Consider the following 17486-nt stretch of genomic DNA (forward strand, 5'->3'; position numbering starts at 1 on the left):
GCCGGGCTTTTGAACGGCATGAGCCTCCAGCACTCTCACGGTTTCGACCTCGAAGCGCGACTCCGCGACCGTGAGCGGTCGGGCCTCCGGCGAGACCTCCACGCCCGTCGAGTCGGTCGCCGCCTCGAACCCCGGTCGCCCGCAGACCCCGGTGGCGACCCGCCGGTCTTCGGCGAACAGCGACTCGTCTTCGCCGCTAACAACTACCTCGGACTTGCGGGCGACGAACGGGTCGCTGCGGCAGCGGCCGAAACAGCCCACGAGGTCGGCACCGGCGCCGGAGCCTCCCGACTCGTCGTCGGTGACACCCCCGCTCATCGTTCGCTGGAACGCCGGCTCGCGGACGAGAAGGGAACCGAGCGGGCGCTGGCGTTCTCCTCGGGCTACGCCGCGAACGTCGGGACGCTCACCGCCTTAGACCCCGACGTTATCTTCTCGGACGAACTCAACCACGCCAGCATCGTCGATGGGGCGCGACTCTCGGGTGCCGACGTGGTGGTGTACGACCACTGCGATGCCGAGGCGCTGGCCGAGGCCATGGACGCCCGAACGGAGGCCGGCCCTTCGGAGTCGTGGCTCGTCGTCACCGACTCGGTGTTCTCGATGGACGGCGACGTAGCGCCGCTGGAAGCCATCTGTGACGCCGCCGACACCTATGGCGCGTGGGTGATGGTCGACGAGGCCCACGCCACGGGCGTCTACGACGGTGGCATCGTCGGCGAGCGTGGCCTCGAAGAGCGCATCGACGTGCAACTGGGGACGCTCTCGAAGGCGCTGGGCGCACAGGGTGGATTCGTCGCCGGCGACGAACCGCTCGTCGAACACCTGCTCAACACCGCGCGGTCGTTCGTCTTCTCGACGGGGCTGGCCCCGCCGGCGGCAGCGGCCGCCGAACGGGCACTGGAACTGGCCCCCGAGCGGCGCAACGCGCTGTGGTCGAACGTCGAACGGCTTCGTTCGGGATTGGTGGAACTCGGCTACGACGTGTGGGGCGACACCCACATCCTGCCGGTGGTCGTCGGCGACCGTGACACCGCCGTCGCGCTCGATGAACGTCTGGGGGAAGCGGGCATCGTCGCGCCGGCGATTCGCCCGCCGACGGTTCCCGCCGGGTCAAGTCGGATTCGGCTCGCGCCGCAGTCGACCCACACGGACGCCGATATCGACCGCTGTCTCGCCGCCTTCGAGGCTGCGGGTAATGAGGTCGGTCTCCTGTGACCCTCGCCGTCGTCGGGACGGACACTGGCATCGGTAAGACCGTCGTGACGGCTGCGGTCGTCTCGGCGCTACGGGAGTCGAGCACCGACGCGCGTGCCATCAAACCCGCTCAAACCGGTTTTCCCGAGGACGACGACGCCGCGTTCGTCCAGCGGGTCTGTGGGGACGACGACGCCGCGGTGCGACTCCGAACCTACGGGGAACCGCTGGCACCTGCCGTCGCCGCCCGCCGAGCGGACGACCCCATCACCTACGACGCACTCCTGGCCGAAACCCGCGAGGCACTCGCCGATAGTGACGCGGCCATCGTCGAGGGTGCAGGCGGACTCCGAGTGCCGCTGTCGAACGACCCACCGCGGGAGATTCTCGACCTCGTCGCCGACCTCGACGTGCCGGCGTTGGTCGTCGCGCGGTCGGGACTCGGGACGCTCAATCATACGGCGCTGACCGTCGAGGCACTGCGGCGGCGGGACGTACCCGTCGCCGGCGTCGCGCTCAACCGATACGAAGGTGCGACCGTCGCAGAACGGTCGAACCCCGAAGAACTCGAAGGAATGTGTGACTGTCCGGTCTGGACGCTTCCGGAACTCGAGGACACGACGCCGGAGGAAATCAGGGGCCTCGCGGACCACCTGCCCGCACACAGACTGATGGGGGAGTGACCCCCGTGTGACACTACGGAGCCGTTCGGCTCCACTGTGTTATACCGTAGCAATCGGCTTAACTCTGTGGTCGGCCGTCGAATGGGCCATCAGCGGTCACAGACGACGAAGTAACGCGCGCCGTCGCCGTCGATAACGTCGGTGACCGACCACGCCGTCGCGCCGATGGCGTCTCGAGCGGCCGCGGGCGTGAGACAGAGCAAATCCAGCCACGGCCCCACGAGGTCTCGATATTCGGTTCGCATCCGTCGGCGCGCGACCCCGGCTTCGCGGTCGAAATCGAGTAGTTCCTCCCGCCCGGCGACGTGGTCGTCGGCGACGGCGAAGGGGTCTTTGAAATCACCGACGACGCGACCACTTTCTGTCGTGGCGTCTTCGAGCGCCGACAGCGTCTCCTGAAGCGCCGCGACGGTCCCGCCGACGCCGAACTGCGTCCCGGCGAGAAAGACGCAGTCGGCGACGACCGGCAGCGACCGGAGGTCGGCGCGGGTGACTCGTTCGACGCCACGGTCACGGGCGACCCGGAGTGCGCCCCTACTCACGTCCGTTGCCACCACGTCGGTTCCCTCCTGCTGGAGGGCGAGCGCGTGCGAACCGGCGCCACAGCCGGCGTCGACGACGATGCCACCGGTCTCGCGAACGCGCTTCAGAGCCGCTTCGCTCTCCGGCGGAAAGGAGTCGCCGAAGTACCACTCGGGGTGGCCGTCGCGGGTCGCGCCGGTGTGGCTCCGGTAGCGGCCGCTGCCGTCGTAGTCGTCACGGTAGAAGCCAAGGACCATCCGACCGAAAGCATCCGTCTCCTCCATACGGTGATGCACCGACTCGGGCGTATTGTGTGTTATTGTGACAGGGTGACGAACCGCATGCCTTACGCTTCGAGCATCGCGTCGATGTCCGCGTAGTCGCGTAGGAGTTCACCCATCCGCTCGACGGTGTGTGTATCGCGGGTCCGTCCCGAGCGAATGACCTTCTCGGCGCGGTCGAGCGTCGTCTTGGTGTCGGCACCCACGAGCAACACCGGCACGTCGGCGGCTTCGGCACGGCCGAGGACGGCCTCGGGCGGCCTGAACCCACCGGTCAACAGCAGACACTCGATACCGGATGCCTCCAGGGCTGCTGTCACTACGTCGGTCCGGTCGCCGCCGGTGATGAGCGCGGCGTCGCGGACCCGGCGGAGCTGTCCGAGCGCCTCGCCGGCGGTCATCGCACCGACGACGAACCGCTCGAGGAGCCCGTCGGTCGGCGCCTCGCTGGTCAGCACGTCGGCGCCGAGTTCGCTGGCCAGTTCCGCGACCGTGACGCCCGCGAGGTCGCGGTCACGCGGGACGGTTCCGAACACCCGGACGCCTCGCCCTTCGAGGAAGGGGACCACGTCGCTCGCGAGGCCGTCGAACGCCGCGTCGGAAACCGCGTTGAACAGCACCCCACCGAGGCGGTCACCGAGGTACTCGGCGGCGGCCAACACCTCGTCGATGTCGCTCGGCTGGGCGTAGGGAACGACCAGTACGACCGTCGCGTCGAGCAACTCGGCGATGTCGCGGTCGGTCAATCCGACGATACCGCCGGTCGTCAGCGACCCGCCCCCCTCGAGTATCATCCGGTCGCTGTCTTCGGCCAGCGCCTCGAACTCCTCGGTGATTCGCTCCCGGAGGGCCTCGGGGTCTTCGCGGCCGCGAATCGCCTCCTGAATGAACGTCGAGGAGTAGACGACCGGCTCCATCTCGTGGGTCTGGCTGTCGATGTCCAACACCTCGCGAGCCAAGAGCGGGTCCTCGTCGAGGGTCTTGCCGACCGACGACTGCAGTCGCGTCCCTTTGGGTTTCATGTAGCCGACGCGCTCGCCGCGCTCCTGGGCGGCTTTGGCCAACGCCAGTGCGACGGCGGTCTTGCCTGTGCTCTCTTCGGTCGAGGTGACGAGTAGGGTCATAATCTTTCTGGGTCGACGGTGAGTCTGATGTCGATGGCGACGACGCCGTCGGGCGTCGCCACCAGCGGATTGATGTCCAGTTCGACGATGGCGGGGAAGTCGGTGACGAGTTGGGAGAGTCGCTGGATGGTCTCGACGACGGCGTATTCGTCGACCGGCGTCCGGCCGCGTGCGCCCCGCAACAGCGGTGCCGCGTCGATGTCGTCTATCATGCTCGCCGCCTCGGGTTCGGAGACCGGGGCGACCCGGAGCGTGGTGTCCTCGAACACCTCGACGAAGACGCCGCCGAGACCGAACAGCACGAGCGGGCCGAACTGCGGGTCGCGGTTCAACCCGAGGATGGTCTCGACCCCGTCGTCGAGGTCGACCATCTCCTGGACCTGCACGCCGAGGATGCGGGCGTCGGGTTGGTAGTTGCGGGCGCGCGTAAGGAGGGTCTCGTAGATGTCCGCCACGTCGGCGTCCGCGACGCCGACTTCCACCCCGCCGACGTCGGTCTTGTGGAGGATGTCCGGCGAGACGATTTTCATCACCACGTCGCCGTCGATTCCTTCGGCGACTCGTCGGGCGTCTCCCGGGGAGTCGACGATATCGCTTTCGGGGGTCGGAATCCCGTAGGCGTCGAGCAGTCCCATCGCCTCGATGCCGAGTCGGTTGTCCCGTGCGCCTTCGACGCGCCCCAGAATCTCGCGAGCGCGGTCGCGGTCGACGTCGAACGTCGTCGGCTCCTCGTACTCGCGCCGTCGAATCTCCCGATAGTCGTACAGCGCCTCGAGGCTTCGGACGGCCCGAGCGGGGTCGAAGTAGGTCGGCATGCCAGCCGCCGCGAGCGTCTCCGCCGCCGTCTCGGTCGAGGAACCACCCATCAGACAGACGGCGACCGGTTGCGCTCGCGTCTCGCCGAGTGCGGTCAGCCGCTCGGCCAGCGACTCGAAGGACAGCGTCGCGGTCGGACAGGCGATGACGACTGCCGCACCGACGGCGGGGTCATCGAGGACGACCTCCAGGGCTCGCTCGAAGCGTTCGACCGGCGCGTCACCGATGATATCCACCGGATTCTGCCCGCTGGCCGACTGGGGGAGGACGTCGGCCAGCGCTGCACGGGTCTCCCCGCCGAGCGAGGCGAGGTCGAGGGCTGCGTCGCCGATGGCGTCGGTCGCCATCACGCCCGGCCCGCCGGCGTTGGTCACGACGGCGACACCATCAGCGTTCGGGATGGGTTGGCCGGCCAACATCGCGCCGAAGTCGAACAACTCCTCGGCTGACTCCACGCGGAGGACACCTGCCCCGTCCAATCCGGCTTCGTAGGCGGCTTCGCTGCCGGCGATTGCGCCGGTGTGTGAGGCCGCGGCGTGGGCGCCGGCCTCCGTTCGGCCCGACTTCACGACGACGACGGGCGTCTCGGCGGTCACCTCGCGTGCGGTTCTGACGAACGCTTCGCCGTCCTCGATGCTTTCGAGGTACCCCAACACCACGTCGGTCCCCGAATCCGCCCCCCACGCCTCGATGAAGTCCGTCTCGTCGAGGACGGCCTTGTTACCGAGGGAGACGATGTCGTTGAAGCCGATGTCGCGGTCGGCGGCCCAATCGAGGACGGCCGTGACGAACGCGCCGGATTGGCTCATAAACGAGATGGAACCGGGGTCGGCGTTCCGCGGACCGAACGTGGCGTTCAGTCCCGACGGTGTCGAGATGATGCCCAAGGAGTTCGGCCCGACGAGGTTCAACTCGTAGTGGTTCGCGAGGTCGACGAGCGCCTCCTCGCGGGCGGTTCCGTCGCCGCCGGATTCGCCGAACCCGGCGGTAATCACGACGACGTTTTCGATACCTGCTTCGCCTGCCGACTCGATGACCTCGAGGGCCGTCGCGGCCGGCACCACGACGACGGCGAGGTCGGCGCTGGTCTCGGATACGTCGTCGTAACAGGGGCGGTCGAACAGCCGGTCGTCGGTCGGGTTGACCGGGACGACCGACCCTTCGAAATCCGCGAGGAGGTTCTCCATCACGGCTCGCCCGACCGACCCCTTGCGGTCGGTCGCTCCGACGACGGCGACCCGCTCCGGGGCGAACAGTCCCGAGAGTTCGCTCATCGGCTGTCGGTTCTCGGCGGCGGCGTAAATAGCTGTACCTCGTGGTGGGCGGTTCGCTGTCAGTGCGTCGAAACCGCTCGGAACTCGCCGGTGGAAGCGGCGACAGACAGCGCGTAGATTCCGATGGCGACGACGACGATGGTGCCGCCCGGCGGGGCGTTCAGCGGGAAGGCGACCGAGAGGCCGACCAACACCGAGAGTTCGCCGAACAGCACGCCGAGGTACATCGATTCGCGGAAGTCGGCGGCGATTTGGGTGGCCGCCGCGACCGGGACGACCAGAAGCGCCGCGACGAGGATGATGCCGAGCACCTGCATCGCCCCGACGACGACGAACGACGTGAGGACGACCAGCAGCGTGTTGTGGAGGCCAACGTCGAGTTGGGCGACGCGGGCGGCCTGTTCGTCGAAGGTGATGAACAGCAGTTGCTTGTGTCGGGCCGCGATGACGGCGACGACGACTGCCGACAGCGCGCCCATCAGCCACGCACCGCTCGGCGTGACGAAGCCGACGTTGCCGAACAGGAAGCTCTCGATGTTGAGCCCCGAGAACCCGCCACCGATGGAGATAATGATGGTGCCGACGGCGAACGACCCCGTGAGCATGATGGCGATGGGCACGTCGCCGTAGGTGTCGGTGTGCTCGGTGAGCCACTGGACGGCGAAGGCACCGAGAATGCCCGCGATGAGCGCCGGGAGCAGGATGGGCGTCGACCAGCCGGTCGAGGCGGCGAAGAACAGACCGAAGGCGACCCCGGCGAAGGCCGTGTGAGCCAGCGTCTCGCCGATGAGCGCCATCTCCCGGTGGACGAGGTAGGTACCGACCAGCGGCGCGACGATGCCGATGAGGACGCCGGTCGCAAGCGAGTTCCAGACGAACCGGAACCGAAGCAGGTCGGTCCCGACGAGGAGGCCGAGGAGGTGGCCGGTGTCGACGAGCGTCGTCGCCAGCGTCGCACCGAGGCCGCCGATAGTTCCGGGGCCGTAGGCTTCGGCGAACGTCGCCAGCAGGTAGAGTCCGGAGACGACGGCCAACAGCGCCGTCACACCCACGCCGACTCGGACGAGGCCACGTCGGGCAGCGCGTTCGACCGCCATCAGTGGTGGTGGCCGACGACCTGTCCGGTCGAGCCGTAGGCGCGCTCTAAGGCGTCGCTCTCGTGGAAGGACTCGGGGTCGCCGTGGTGGTACAGTTCCGTGTTGAGACAGGCGATGCGACTCGCGCGGTCGGTGACGACGCCGATGTCGTGTTCGATGAGGACGATGGTGATGCCCTCGCTGTTGAGTTCGTCGAGCAGGCCGTAGAAACGGTCCCGGGACTCGGCGTCGACACCGACGGTCGGCTCGTCGAGTGCGAGCAGGTCGGCGTCGCTGGCGAGCGCGCGGGCGATGAACGCCCGCTGGCGCTGGCCGCCGGAGAGGGTGTTGAGCTTTCGGTCGGCGAGGTCGGTGATGTCCACCCGGGCCATAGCGGCCTCGACGGCCTGGTGGTCTTCCTCCCGTAGGCGGCCGGAGCCGACGTGGGGATAACGACCCATCTCGACGACTTCCTCGACGGTGACGGGCATCGCCGTTCCCTTCTCGGTCGACTTCTGGGAGACGTAGCCGATTCGGTGGCCGTCCTCGAAGGACTCGATAGGCTCGCCGAACAACTCGACTGAGCCCTCGTCGGGTTCGACGAGTCCCAACATGACGCTCAACAGCGTCGTCTTCCCCGAACCGTTCGGGCCGATGAGTCCGAGGAATTCGCCTTCCGCGATGGTCAGCGACACGTCTCGAAGTGCGGGGGCCTCCCCGTAACTGAACGAGACGTTCTCGATGCGGACGGCGTCGGTCATTCGGCTTTCAGTGCGGCTTTGAATGCCGGCAGGTTTAGCTCTTTCATCTGTTCGACGTACCCCCAGCCGTCGTCGAGCCACTGCTGTTTCGTCCCTTCCGCCGAGGAGATGGCGACCGCTTCCTCGGCGTTCGATTCGTTGACGATGGTCTCGGCGAGACGTGGCGAGGAGAACGTGTCGTAGAGGACGACATCGATACCGTTGTCGTCGACGATGTCGATGGTTTCGCTGATTTCCGCCGACCCGGGTTCGGCGTTCGGGGAGACGCCGACCGGCGAGTGGACTTCGAAGCCGTAGCGCGCAGCGAGATACTGATAGGAGTCGTGGCCCGCGACGACGACGGTGTCGATGGAGCGCTCGGAGAGTTCCGACTCGAAGGTCTCGTCGAGGGTTTCGAGTTCCTCGACGTAGGCGTCGGTGTTCGAGCGGTAGGTCTCGGCGTTGTCGGGGTCGGCCTCAGCTAGCGCCTCGCCGATGGTCCGGACGCTCGTGGCCGACCGGACCGGGTCGGTCCAGTAGTGGGGGTCGAAGTCGCCGCCGTCGTGTGTATCTTCTTCGTGTTCCTCGGTGTGGTCCTCTTCGTGGTTGTCATCGCCGTGTTCGTGGCCGCTCCCGATTTCTCGAAGCTCCACGTTCGCGAGTGCATCGGTGACCGTGACTCCCTCGTGATTCGACCGGAGGTTCTCCGCGCTGTCGAGGGCCCAGTTCTGGAATCCCGGGATGTCGAGGTAGACGAACGCGGCCGACCGAGCGGCGTCGACCTGTGCCTGGGAGCCGACTTCGTACTGGTGGCCCATCTCTCCGGGCGGAATGGGGTTCTGCACCTCGGCCACGTCGCCGACGACGTGACGGGTGAAGTCGGCCAACGTGAAAAACGAGGTGAACACTCCCTCCCCCTCGCTATCGCCGCCAGCGGCGCCGGGGTCACCGAGACAGCCAGCGAGGCTCCCGCCGACAACCGCCGCCGTTCCGCCGAGTACCTGTCGTCGCGTCGGGTTCATACCCATCAGTTACCCATCTCCAGTTAAAAATGTTATTATCTATTAGACCTCAGTTAATAAGATACGGGCCAATACCGCGATGACTTGTTAACCACCTCACTCCGCGACGTCGGCGACCGTCGCGCTCGCGAGGTCCCGGAGCGTCTCGGGGTCGATGGGGAACACTGCCTGTGGCGTTCCGGCGGCAGCCCACACCTCCTCGAACTCCAGGAGCGTCTCGTCCATGAAGACTGGCACATCCGAATCGTGGCAGAACGGCGGTACACCGCCGATAGACCAGCCCAACGTCGATTTGATATCGTCGGCGTCACCCATCGACACGCTCTCGGCATCGACGCCGACGAGGTCGGCGACCTTCGCCTCGCTCACGCGGTTTGCGCCACTCGTGACGACCACGACGAGATCGCCGTCGGCCGAGAGGACGATTCCGCTGGCGATTTGGGCAACGTCACAGTCGATGGCTGCGGCGGCGTCGGCCGCCGTCTTCGTTCCCTCGGGGAACTCGTGTACGTCGACTTCGAAGCCGTGACGGTCCGCAGCACGGGTCCGAAACTCCGCTGCACTCGGGTGCATAGCGGGGGGGTGTCGGCCGGCGTGCAAGAATCTCCCGATGAGAGTCAAACAGTCGTTTGAACCTTCGGCACGGTTTTTGTATCCTCCCCAGTAGCCGACACCGTGAAACGACGCTCCCTCCTCGCGGCCGCCGCGGCCGCGACCACGACCGGTATCGCCGGCTGTCTCGGTGGCAGCCCCGGAACGGCCCCCGAAGACGACGAAAGCGACGACCCGACCGATACGCCGACCGGCCCCCGACTCGTCGACCAGTCCTTCGAGGTCGAACGCGTCGAGTGTGGCGACGATTACGGTAGCCACGAGGTGACAAAAGAGGACGGCGTCGTCACCGTCGAGGGCGTCCTCGACGGTCGAGACCCCTCCTACACGGCCGAACTCGTCACGAGTGAGTACGACTCCGAGGCCGACGAACTGTACGTAAAAATCGAGAGCGCCGAGGGCGACGACGACGGCGTGTCGGCGCAGTGTATCGTCGAAATCGAGTACGTCGCGACGTTCACCTTCGAGAACGGCGAACCGTCGTCGGTGCGGGTCGACCAATCGGGAATCAGAACGGGGTCCTCGAGCGCCAGTCAGTCGGTAAGCGCCAGTCCCGAGACCGAGACGCCGGAAATCACCGGCACGCCGACCCAGACACCATCAGAGGACGCCTGAATTACAGCGTGATGGCTTTCAGACCGTAGCGTGGCACGCCCTCTTCGACGTAGACGCGCCGGGGAACCGCGCGGACACGGTCATCGACGGATGCACCGCCGGCAACCTGCATCGGCAGCGACACTTCGCCCCCTTCGGCATCGAACCGTACGATAGCGACGCCGAAAGCGCCCTGTCGGGCCTGCTGTTCGGCGAACTCCGGCGGCGCACCGCCCTGTCCGATAGTCGTCGCGGCGTCGACGACGCCCTCCAGTTCCGGTTCGACAGGCTCGAACTCGACGAGCGACAGGCAATCGGGGCAGGCGCCGTCGGGCGGGAACGCGACTGCGCCACACTCCGGACACACACCCGCCTCGTGGCGGTGTCGCTGCGGGAGGCTCCGGCGCCACGTCGGCACCGGAACGTGTGCCGCGCCGCCGTCGGGTTTCTCGCCGACGATGTCGCCACGCCGACGGAGATACGCCGGGTAATCGAGTTCCCGGTCGCCGTCCAGCGACGCCTCGACCGGCGCGGTTCCCTCGACGACGAACACGGTCGCACCAGCGCCGGACCCCCACGCGACGCCGAGGGTCCGCTCGTGGCCCGACCGGAAGGATTCGGCCAGCGACAGCGGGACGCTCGCGGCGGCGGTGTCGCCCAGGGAGGAAACCGTCTCCACCGCCGCGATGGCTTCGGCGTCGAGGTTCGTTCGGTAGGGGAGTTTCCCGTTGGGTGCCTGCAGCGCGATGGCTTCGGCGTCAGCATCTTCGAGGGCGTCGACGGCCGCCTCGATTGGTTCGGTGAACGCGGCCCGGTCGTAGGTGCCGATGTCGAGTCCCTCGACGTTCTCGCTGCCGTGCTGTCGGAATCTCGTTCCCGGGCGCACGTCGGCGTGGGTCGCCCGTCCCGTGACGACTGCCGGGGCGTCTTCGCCGACGAGGAACGCTGCCGCGCCCGCCCCGGCGGCGTGCTCGCGGCTGTCGTCCGGTTCGCCTTCCGGGCAGTCAGCGACGACGACGAGCGCGGTGCCGTCCCCGTCGATGGCCTCCAGTAAGGCGTCGATGCCCGCGCGTGTGCTGCCTGCGTAGGTCCGCCGGACCGAATCGGCCGGGACGTTCAGGTACGACCCCACGCGTGCGGTGAGGTCCTCCTCTTCCAGCGGCGGGGTCGTCGTCGCGACGGCGAGTCGGTCGACGGCCTCGCCCGCAACTTCACTGGCCGATAGTGCCCGCCGTGCGGCCTGGACGCCCATCGTCAGCGCGTCCTCGTCGGCGTCGGGGACGGCTTTCGTCTCGACGCCCGGCGCATCGAATCGTCCCCACGCCTCCTCGAAGGCCTCGGCTGGCACCCGGTTCTCGGGAGTGTAGGCGCCGACGGCCAGGATACCGCGGCTCATGCGTCCACCTCCTCGGACGCTCGGTCTTCACGCTCGAAGACGTGAACCACCGCCGCGCCACCGGAGCCGCCGACGTTGTGGGCCAACCCAACGGCCGGGTCGTCGAGTTGTCGCTCGCCGGCCCGGCCGGTCAACTGGTCGAACACCTCCACGACCTGTCCGGCACCCGTCGCGCCGATGGGGTGACCCTTCGACTTCAGGCCACCGGAGGTGTTAACGGGGAGTTCGCCGTCGATTCGAGTCGCCCCCGACTCGACGTAGGGGCCGGCCTCACCGCGCTCACAGAAGCCCAAGTCCTCGTAGGCCATGAGCTCCGCGATGGCGAAGCAGTCGTGTACCTCGGCGAAATCGAGGTCGTCGGGACCGACGCCGGCTTCCTCGTAGGCGGATTCGGCGGCCTTCTTCGAGGCTGGCACCGAGTTGTAGGTGTCGCGCTGGAAGAGCCCGACGCGGTCGGAGGCGGCGCCGACGCCCGCCACGCGGACCGGGTCGTCGGTGTACTCGTCGACGACATCCTCGCTGACGACGAGCGCCGTCGCGGCGCCGTCAGTCGTCGGACAGCAGTGATACAGGTTCAGCGGTTCGGCGACATCCGGGGCGTTCACCGCGTCTTCGAGCGTGCAACTGAACCCGAGGTGGGCCTTCGGGTTCTTCGAACCGTTTGCGTGATTTTTGACGGCGACGTGGGAGAGCTGTTCCTTCGTCGTGCCGTGTTCGCGCATGTGAGCCGAGGCCATCTGGGCGTAGACGCCGGCGAACGTCGTCCCCGACATCCGCTCCCACTCCGTCTCTCCTGAGACGCCTAGCCAGTAGCGAACGGCGTCGCCGGAGAGGTCTGTCATCACTTCGACGCCCCCCGCGAGGGCCACGTCGGCCATCCCCGACCGAACCGCCATCACGGCCTGTCTGACCGCGTATCCCGAGGCCGCACAGGCGTTCTCGACGCGGGTGACGGGCACGCCGTGGAGTCCGACGTGTTCGGTTACTGCGGGCCCGGGCAGGCCGAGTTGGCGTCCCCCGACGCCGAGGGTGCCGACGTAGGCCTCGTCTATCTCGGCGGTGTCGATTCCGTGGTCGACGGAGTCGACCGTGTTCTCGACAGCCGTCCGGAACAGCGACCGGTAACTCTCGTCAGGAAAGGAACCGTACTTCGATTGGCCCGCCCCGACGACGTAGGCATCGCGCATACCGGTGGCTGGGTTGGGCCAGTCATAAACCCGACGACAACTGAATATCGGTTGTACGATGAGGTCGGTGTCGGATGACCGTCTGGAGTGTGCCTTGCGGTGTGGTTGGTGGTCAGCTCCGACAGTTCACTTCTTGCGCGCGAACCCGTGGGCGCCGTTTCTCCCCTTCGTCGTCGCGTTGACCTCCATGAATTCGGCGTTCTTCTGGGCGGTCGAGAGGTCGTGAGCGCCGGCATACGAGAACCCCGACCGGATGCCGGCGACGAACTCCTCGAGATGCGGCGCGACGGGACCGACGTACTCGGTGACGGCCTCGACGCCCTCGTCGGCGTCGACATCGCCCTCCTTGTCGTCGCGGTCCTCGGCGGCCGCCGCCGTCGACATGCCACGGGAACGCTTGTGTTTCTTGCCGTTGATTTCGACGGTTTCGCCCGGCGCCTCCGCACACCCGGCGAAGAACCCACCCATCATCACGGCGTCGGCGCCCGCCAACAGCGCCTTGACGGCGTCGCCGGAGGTCCGGATACCCCCCGTCGGCGATGGTCGTGATGCCGGCCTCGTCGGCCGCGGCCGCACAGCGCTCGACGGCCGTGAACTGCGGCATCCCGAAGCCCGTCACTTCGCGGGTGGTGCAGTGTGACCCGGGCCCGACACCGACCTTCACGCAGTCGGCGCCCGCCGCCGCGAGGTCGGCAACCGCCTCAGGAGTGACGACGTTGCCAGCACACAGTGGCGTCTCCGGGAACGCCTCGGCGAGGTCGGCCGTCGCCTCCAGTGTTCGTTCCATGTGGCCGTGGGCGACATCGACGACGAGCATCGAGACGCCCGCCTCGACAAGCGCCCGCGCCCGTTCGAGGTGGGCTTCGGCGATACCGACCGCGGCGGCGACGGAGTGGCCGTCGTCGGCCACCGACCGAACCATCGCGGCCTGTTCGTGGATTGGGAGGAACCGATGGACGACGCCCATCCCACCGAATTCGGCGACCGCGTGGGCCATCTCGGCTTCGGTGACGGTGTCCATCGCCGCCGTCGTTATCGGCACCTGCAGTTCGATGCCATCGGCCAACTCCGTCGAGAGGTCGACCTCCGAGCGGCTGTCGACCGGTGACCGCTGTGGCACGAGCAACACGTCGTCATACGAGAGTCCCGTTTCGTAGGGCATACGCAAACCTTCCAAGCGTATCCGATACGGCCGTATAAGCCCAGCGGTTTCGGCAGCGTACGACCGTGGGCTGTGGCCGCACCACCGCCGAACGGTTTTGTTCCGTCGGGTTGTCACCTTCGGCAATGGACGACCCCGACGACGTGTCGACGATGCGGCTGTACGGTGCGACGATTGCCCTCGTCTCCGGGCTGTACTCCAGTTACGTCGCAGTCACCGGGATGGAAATGACGCTCGGAGCGTGGTTCATGCTCGGATTGGGTGTTGTCGTCTTCGTCCACGGTGTCATTTTGCTCACGCCCGCGGCCGACAGCCTCGGGGACGCGAGCGGCCCGCTCATGCTCGGCTACGCCGCGTTGATGCTGTTGAATCAACTCAGGCTGCAGTTCGGCAGCGGTGTTGGGATGATGAACGATGGAATGAGCGGCGGAATGGACGGCGGAATGGGAAGTGGAATGAACTCCGTCGGGATGATGGGCCCCGACCCCGGAATGGTCGCCATCGCCGCGCTGATGCTCGCCAGCGGCGTCATCATGACGGTCCGAGACGACGGGATGTGACGGCGGTCGGGGGACAGCCACCTGCCGAACACAGCGTGCGTTGCGCGATTGCAAAACCTAAACCCCCGGCGGTCCCAGAGTCCGACAATGAACGGCAACCGCTTCGGTCGGCTCTTCCAGGTGACCACGTTCGGCGAGAGCCACGGCGACGCGATGGGCGTCACCGTCTCCGGCTGTCCCGCCGGCGTCGAATTGGACGAGGAGGCAATCCAGTACGAACTTGACCGCAGAAAACCCGGGCAGTCGAAAATTACCACCTCACGCGGGGAACCAGACGAGGTGACCATCAACTCGGGTACCCAGGACGGCTACACCACCGGTACCCCCATCGGCATGGTCATCCAGAACAAGGACGCCCGCTCTGGCAAGTACGAACCCTTCATCACCGCACCGCGGCCCTCCCACGGCGACTTCACCTACTCGGCGAAGTTCGGCACGCGCAACTGGGGCGGTGGCGGCCGGTCGTCGGCGCGCGAAACCGTCAACTGGGTCGCCGCCGGCGCCGTCGCAAAGCAGGTACTCGAACAGTCCGAGTACGACGTGCGAATCAAAGCCCACGTCAACCAAATCGGCGACATCGAGGCACCCGACATCACCTTCGACGAGATGGTCGAACACAGCGAAGACAACGAGGTTCGGTGTGGCCACCCCGAGACGGCTGAGCAGATGAGAGAGTGCATCGACGAGTACCAACAGGAGGGCGACTCCATCGGCGGCTCAATCGAGTTCGAAATCCGCGGCGTCCCACGCGGCCTCGGTGCCCCCCGGTTCGACGCCTTCGAGGCCCGTCTCGGGCAGGCCATGATGTCCGTTCCGGCGACGACGGGCTTCGAGTTCGGCCTCGGTCGGGAGGCCCGGACCTACACCGGCAAGGACAGAAACGACGAGTGGACCTTCTACGAGGGCGGCCGCGACGATGTCGTCGCCGAAGAGGGCGACCCAATCCCCGTCGAGAACGACCACGGCGGTCTGCAGGGCGGTATCACGACCGGCCTCCCCATCTACGGCGAGGTGACGCTCCACGCGCCGACCTCGATTCCCAAGGAGCAACAGACCGCCGACTGGGAAACCGAGGAAATCGTCGACGACGCACAGGTCATCGGCCGCCACGACCCCGTCCTCCCGCCGCGTGGCGTCCCCGTCGTCGAGGCGATGCTGTATCTGACGGTACTCGACTTCATGTTGTTGGGCGGCCGCATCAACCCCGACCGACTCGACGGCCGCGCCGGCGAGTACGACACCGACTACCACCCTTCCAGTCCGCGCAACGAGTAACTGCGCTGGCGAGGGAATCGTTTGCTCGCTTCGCTTCGGCGACGGGCGTTTCCAAAGCGCCTATTTCGTCTCGTTGACAACGGCCGACGATGCGTCGACGCGACGTTCTGCGTGTCGCTGCCGGAACTGCCGTGGCTTCCGTCGCTGGATGTACGCTCCCGGGCGATGAAGAGGGAGTTGCCGCGGCGGTGACACACGTCTACGTTCTCAATCGGCGTTCGCAGGCGTGCCCCTTCGAGCTAGAAATCGAGTACGACGGCGACCGAATACTCGACCGCTCACGCGAGATATCCGGCACGGAATCGGACTCTCAGCCGACGGCGCTAACGTTCGACGACTTTCCCGAACAGCAGGGACAGTATCGATTCGGATTCCGGGTCGAGGACGGCGAGTGGCTCCGAGCCACGCCGGCGGAACTGAACGTCACCGAAGCCGGCGCCACCTGTGTCCGAGTGACGTTCGTCATCAACCTCGACGACCGGGTAACGGCCTACGCCCGACAGCCGTGTGTCGAGGAGTAGGCTGAAAACACGAGCGGTGGGACTGGGATTCGAACCCAGGAGCCCTCTCGGGGACCGGTTCTCAAGACCGGCGCAATAGTCCACTCTGCCATCCCACCGTACAGGTGCTACTGGTGGCTGATTGTAAGACCTGTCGGTCTACTCGGTCGGGAAGTATTACCCCTGGTGAGGCGTCATTTGCTCAGTATCGAGCCTCTATAGAACATTAAAACGGTAGTCTCTCATCAAGTCGATACTCCGATGCGGCGTTCTGTTGGGGATGGGCTCCACCATTCAGCCGTAGCGTCATTTCTCGAGATGGAGCGTCAGATACTGGAACAAAAAATAATCCATCTTCGTCTGGATTTCGGACCAGAAACGCGTCGACTTCACCCTCGTAACTCCGGTTCGCGTGATGCCCCGATGCATTGTACTCTGTGCTACACGCCTTGAAAACTAAGCACTCCTCATCTCTTATCCATCCTGTCTTACACTGGATACGAAGAATCTCAGCCCCAGTATCCAATAGAAGGTCGTAGCGGGCCGTCTCACCAACTGGTGTGGAGACAGTGTATCCGTACCGCTTCAACTCTGCGACAGCAATTACTTCCGTGAGGTCGCCTCGCTCTTTTGTGTTCATCGATTTCCGTGATAGTTGAGCAGGCTCTTTACCGTATTCAAAAGTTCAGAAAATAATTCCTAATATCGGTCACCGGACGAGCGTCAGGCCGTCGGCGTCGGCTTCGACTGCGAGGTCCGAATCCGCAATCCACTCCGCGAGGTGTCGCGGGACGATGCGGTCGGCCTTCCGGCGAGTTCGGACGGTCGTAACCGCTTCTGCGAGGTCGGCGCCGGTTTCGACGACCGGTTTACGTTCGAGAAAGTCCACCTCGTAGCCGGCGTCGAGGCCGCGGTCGGTGAGCGTCTCGACGGCCGGCGCGGCGAAGGAATCGGCGTAGTCGATGGTGTCTTTGAACGCCGCGAAGTACACTCGGCCGCCCGGTGCGGGGCCGAGGACGACCTCGCTGCTGCGGAGTTTCATCGCCGATCCGTCGATTTCGGTGCGGGCGAGGAAGGCGGCCTCGGGGCGCGTGATTGCGACCGAGCCCTCGTCTTCGGTCTCGAGGAGGTGCGTCGCGGTGTTGCCGGCTCGTCCGGAGAAGGTCTCGCCGACCTGCACCTCGAAGCGAACGTCGTCGGCGTTGGGGTCGACGACGCCGTCGAGGAGGTCACGGATTTCGGCTTCGGCGTCCTCGGAGCGGTAGTTCACCAACAGCGGCCCGCCGCTTTTGTCGACGGCCGAGACGACGTCTTTCGTCATCGCGGCGTAGAGGTCGGCCGCCTCGCTCTCTGAGAGCGGCGACGTTTCGACGAGTCGGTCGAGAACTTCGCCCGCTCGTGGCGGGTCAACGAGGACGGCGGTCGTGGTCATACCGACACCACTCGCGGGAAGGTCTTGAGTTTT

The 17486-nt window shown here is 66.4% G+C and carries 17 protein-coding genes, 1 tRNA gene and 1 pseudogene; 6 read left to right on the top strand and 13 right to left on the bottom strand.

All coding sequences use genetic code 11. The features are described from left to right. Positions 1-18: 18 nt before the first annotated feature. Both GJ631_RS05105 and bioD read left to right on the top strand, forming a co-directional pair. Positions 19-1218 (top strand): 8-amino-7-oxononanoate synthase, encoded by a 1200-nt coding sequence (locus tag GJ631_RS05105; protein ID WP_156708209.1) that lies wholly within the window; start codon positions 19-21, stop codon positions 1216-1218. After that, on the top strand, positions 1215-1880 hold the full coding sequence (bioD, locus tag GJ631_RS05110; protein WP_370518562.1) for a dethiobiotin synthase: 666 nt from the start codon (positions 1215-1217) through the stop codon (positions 1878-1880). The genes GJ631_RS05105 and bioD overlap by 4 nt, the downstream gene beginning before the upstream one ends. A gap of 89 nt (positions 1881-1969) precedes the next feature. Here bioD and GJ631_RS05115 read toward each other — a convergent pair whose 3' ends face one another. The 7 genes from GJ631_RS05115 to GJ631_RS05145 form a co-directional block, all read right to left on the bottom strand. Next, a complete protein-coding gene (locus GJ631_RS05115; RefSeq protein WP_156708110.1) occupies positions 1970-2686 on the bottom strand; it encodes a bifunctional 2-polyprenyl-6-hydroxyphenol methylase/3-demethylubiquinol 3-O-methyltransferase UbiG in 717 nt (238 codons plus the stop codon). A gap of 62 nt (positions 2687-2748) precedes the next feature. Continuing rightward, complete coding sequence (locus tag GJ631_RS05120) at positions 2749-3807, bottom strand: phosphotransacetylase family protein (protein ID WP_156708111.1); 1059 nt, start codon at positions 3805-3807, stop codon at positions 2749-2751. After that, the gene (locus tag GJ631_RS05125; protein WP_156708112.1) at positions 3804-5897 is read right to left on the bottom strand and encodes an acetate--CoA ligase family protein; all 2094 of its coding nucleotides are present in this window, start codon (positions 5895-5897) and stop codon (positions 3804-3806) included. The genes GJ631_RS05120 and GJ631_RS05125 overlap by 4 nt, the downstream gene beginning before the upstream one ends. Before the next feature lie 59 nt (positions 5898-5956). Beyond that, positions 5957-6994 carry a metal ABC transporter permease gene (locus GJ631_RS05130; RefSeq protein ID WP_156708113.1) on the bottom strand — a complete coding sequence of 346 codons (1038 nt, stop codon included), beginning with the start codon at positions 6992-6994 and terminating at the stop codon, positions 5957-5959. Continuing rightward, complete coding sequence (locus GJ631_RS05135) at positions 6994-7734, bottom strand: metal ABC transporter ATP-binding protein (protein ID WP_156708114.1); 741 nt, start codon at positions 7732-7734, stop codon at positions 6994-6996. The genes GJ631_RS05130 and GJ631_RS05135 overlap by 1 nt, the downstream gene beginning before the upstream one ends. Continuing rightward, the gene (locus GJ631_RS05140; protein ID WP_156708115.1) at positions 7731-8735 is read right to left on the bottom strand and encodes a metal ABC transporter solute-binding protein, Zn/Mn family; all 1005 of its coding nucleotides are present in this window, start codon (positions 8733-8735) and stop codon (positions 7731-7733) included. The genes GJ631_RS05135 and GJ631_RS05140 overlap by 4 nt, the downstream gene beginning before the upstream one ends. Before the next feature lie 96 nt (positions 8736-8831). Continuing rightward, positions 8832-9308 carry a YbaK/EbsC family protein gene (locus tag GJ631_RS05145; RefSeq protein ID WP_156708116.1) on the bottom strand — a complete coding sequence of 159 codons (477 nt, stop codon included), beginning with the start codon at positions 9306-9308 and terminating at the stop codon, positions 8832-8834. Positions 9309-9410: 102 nt separating this feature from the next. On the opposite strand from GJ631_RS05145, the gene GJ631_RS05150 reads away from it, so the two are divergent. Next, a complete protein-coding gene (locus GJ631_RS05150) occupies positions 9411-9962 on the top strand; it encodes a hypothetical protein (protein ID WP_156708117.1) in 552 nt (183 codons plus the stop codon). 1 nt (position 9963) lies between these two features. On the opposite strand, the gene GJ631_RS05155 is transcribed toward GJ631_RS05150, so the two are convergent. From GJ631_RS05155 to GJ631_RS05165, 3 genes and pseudogenes are all read right to left on the bottom strand, one after another. Next, positions 9964-11337 (bottom strand): zinc ribbon domain-containing protein, encoded by a 1374-nt coding sequence (locus GJ631_RS05155; RefSeq protein ID WP_156708118.1) that lies wholly within the window; start codon positions 11335-11337, stop codon positions 9964-9966. After that, positions 11334-12524 carry a thiolase domain-containing protein gene (locus GJ631_RS05160; protein ID WP_156708119.1) on the bottom strand — a complete coding sequence of 397 codons (1191 nt, stop codon included), beginning with the start codon at positions 12522-12524 and terminating at the stop codon, positions 11334-11336. The genes GJ631_RS05155 and GJ631_RS05160 overlap by 4 nt, the downstream gene beginning before the upstream one ends. Positions 12525-12650: 126 nt before the next feature. Next, a pseudogene (locus tag GJ631_RS05165) lies at positions 12651-13686 on the bottom strand (guanosine monophosphate reductase). A 125-nt stretch (positions 13687-13811) separates the two neighbouring features. Between GJ631_RS05165 and GJ631_RS05170 the strand changes: the two are divergent. The 3 genes from GJ631_RS05170 to GJ631_RS05180 all read left to right on the top strand — a co-directional run bounded on the left by GJ631_RS05170 (position 13812) and on the right by GJ631_RS05180 (position 16042). Continuing rightward, a complete protein-coding gene (locus GJ631_RS05170) occupies positions 13812-14246 on the top strand; it encodes a hypothetical protein (protein ID WP_156708120.1) in 435 nt (144 codons plus the stop codon). Between the two features lie 87 nt (positions 14247-14333). Then, a complete protein-coding gene (aroC, locus tag GJ631_RS05175) occupies positions 14334-15521 on the top strand; it encodes a chorismate synthase (protein WP_156708121.1) in 1188 nt (395 codons plus the stop codon). A gap of 89 nt (positions 15522-15610) precedes the next feature. After that, positions 15611-16042 carry a hypothetical protein gene (locus tag GJ631_RS05180; protein ID WP_156708122.1) on the top strand — a complete coding sequence of 144 codons (432 nt, stop codon included), beginning with the start codon at positions 15611-15613 and terminating at the stop codon, positions 16040-16042. Positions 16043-16056: 14 nt separating this feature from the next. Here the strand turns inward: GJ631_RS05180 and GJ631_RS05185 are convergent. From GJ631_RS05185 to GJ631_RS05195, 3 genes are all read right to left on the bottom strand, one after another. Beyond that, positions 16057-16140 (bottom strand) — tRNA-Ser (locus tag GJ631_RS05185). Positions 16141-16247: 107 nt separating this feature from the next. Then, positions 16248-16661, bottom strand: coding sequence for a group I intron-associated PD-(D/E)XK endonuclease (locus GJ631_RS05190; RefSeq protein ID WP_156708123.1), 414 nt, complete (start codon positions 16659-16661; stop codon positions 16248-16250). A gap of 69 nt (positions 16662-16730) precedes the next feature. Continuing rightward, complete coding sequence (locus GJ631_RS05195; protein WP_156708124.1) at positions 16731-17453, bottom strand: hypothetical protein; 723 nt, start codon at positions 17451-17453, stop codon at positions 16731-16733. Positions 17454-17486 lie beyond the last annotated feature (33 nt).

This window comes from Natronomonas sp. CBA1123 (assembly GCF_009741925.1).
Lineage (GTDB): Archaea > Halobacteriota > Halobacteria > Halobacteriales > Haloarculaceae > Natronomonas.

Excerpts from the sequence above, each read along its gene's own strand:
- GJ631_RS05195 (WP_156708124.1), bottom strand. The coding sequence starts at position 17,453 with ATGACCACGACCGCCGTCCTCGTTGACCCGCCACGAGCGGGCGAAGTT.
- GJ631_RS05125 (WP_156708112.1), bottom strand. The coding sequence starts at position 5,897 with ATGAGCGAACTCTCGGGACTGTTCGCCCCGGAGCGGGTCGCCGTCGTC.
- GJ631_RS05180 (WP_156708122.1), top strand. The coding sequence starts at position 15,611 with ATGCGTCGACGCGACGTTCTGCGTGTCGCTGCCGGAACTGCCGTGGCT.
- GJ631_RS05155 (WP_156708118.1), bottom strand. The coding sequence starts at position 11,337 with ATGAGCCGCGGTATCCTGGCCGTCGGCGCCTACACTCCCGAGAACCGG.
- GJ631_RS05190 (WP_156708123.1), bottom strand. The coding sequence starts at position 16,661 with ATGAACACAAAAGAGCGAGGCGACCTCACGGAAGTAATTGCTGTCGCA.
- GJ631_RS05130 (WP_156708113.1), bottom strand. The coding sequence starts at position 6,994 with ATGGCGGTCGAACGCGCTGCCCGACGTGGCCTCGTCCGAGTCGGCGTG.
- GJ631_RS05120 (WP_156708111.1), bottom strand. The coding sequence starts at position 3,807 with ATGACCCTACTCGTCACCTCGACCGAAGAGAGCACAGGCAAGACCGCC.
- GJ631_RS05145 (WP_156708116.1), bottom strand. The coding sequence starts at position 9,308 with ATGCACCCGAGTGCAGCGGAGTTTCGGACCCGTGCTGCGGACCGTCAC.
- GJ631_RS05170 (WP_156708120.1), top strand. The coding sequence starts at position 13,812 with ATGGACGACCCCGACGACGTGTCGACGATGCGGCTGTACGGTGCGACG.
- GJ631_RS05115 (WP_156708110.1), bottom strand. The coding sequence starts at position 2,686 with ATGGAGGAGACGGATGCTTTCGGTCGGATGGTCCTTGGCTTCTACCGT.
- aroC (WP_156708121.1), top strand. The coding sequence starts at position 14,334 with ATGAACGGCAACCGCTTCGGTCGGCTCTTCCAGGTGACCACGTTCGGC.
- GJ631_RS05140 (WP_156708115.1), bottom strand. The coding sequence starts at position 8,735 with ATGAACCCGACGCGACGACAGGTACTCGGCGGAACGGCGGCGGTTGTC.
- GJ631_RS05105 (WP_156708209.1), top strand. The coding sequence starts at position 19 with ATGAGCCTCCAGCACTCTCACGGTTTCGACCTCGAAGCGCGACTCCGC.
- GJ631_RS05135 (WP_156708114.1), bottom strand. The coding sequence starts at position 7,734 with ATGACCGACGCCGTCCGCATCGAGAACGTCTCGTTCAGTTACGGGGAG.
- GJ631_RS05160 (WP_156708119.1), bottom strand. The coding sequence starts at position 12,524 with ATGCGCGATGCCTACGTCGTCGGGGCGGGCCAATCGAAGTACGGTTCC.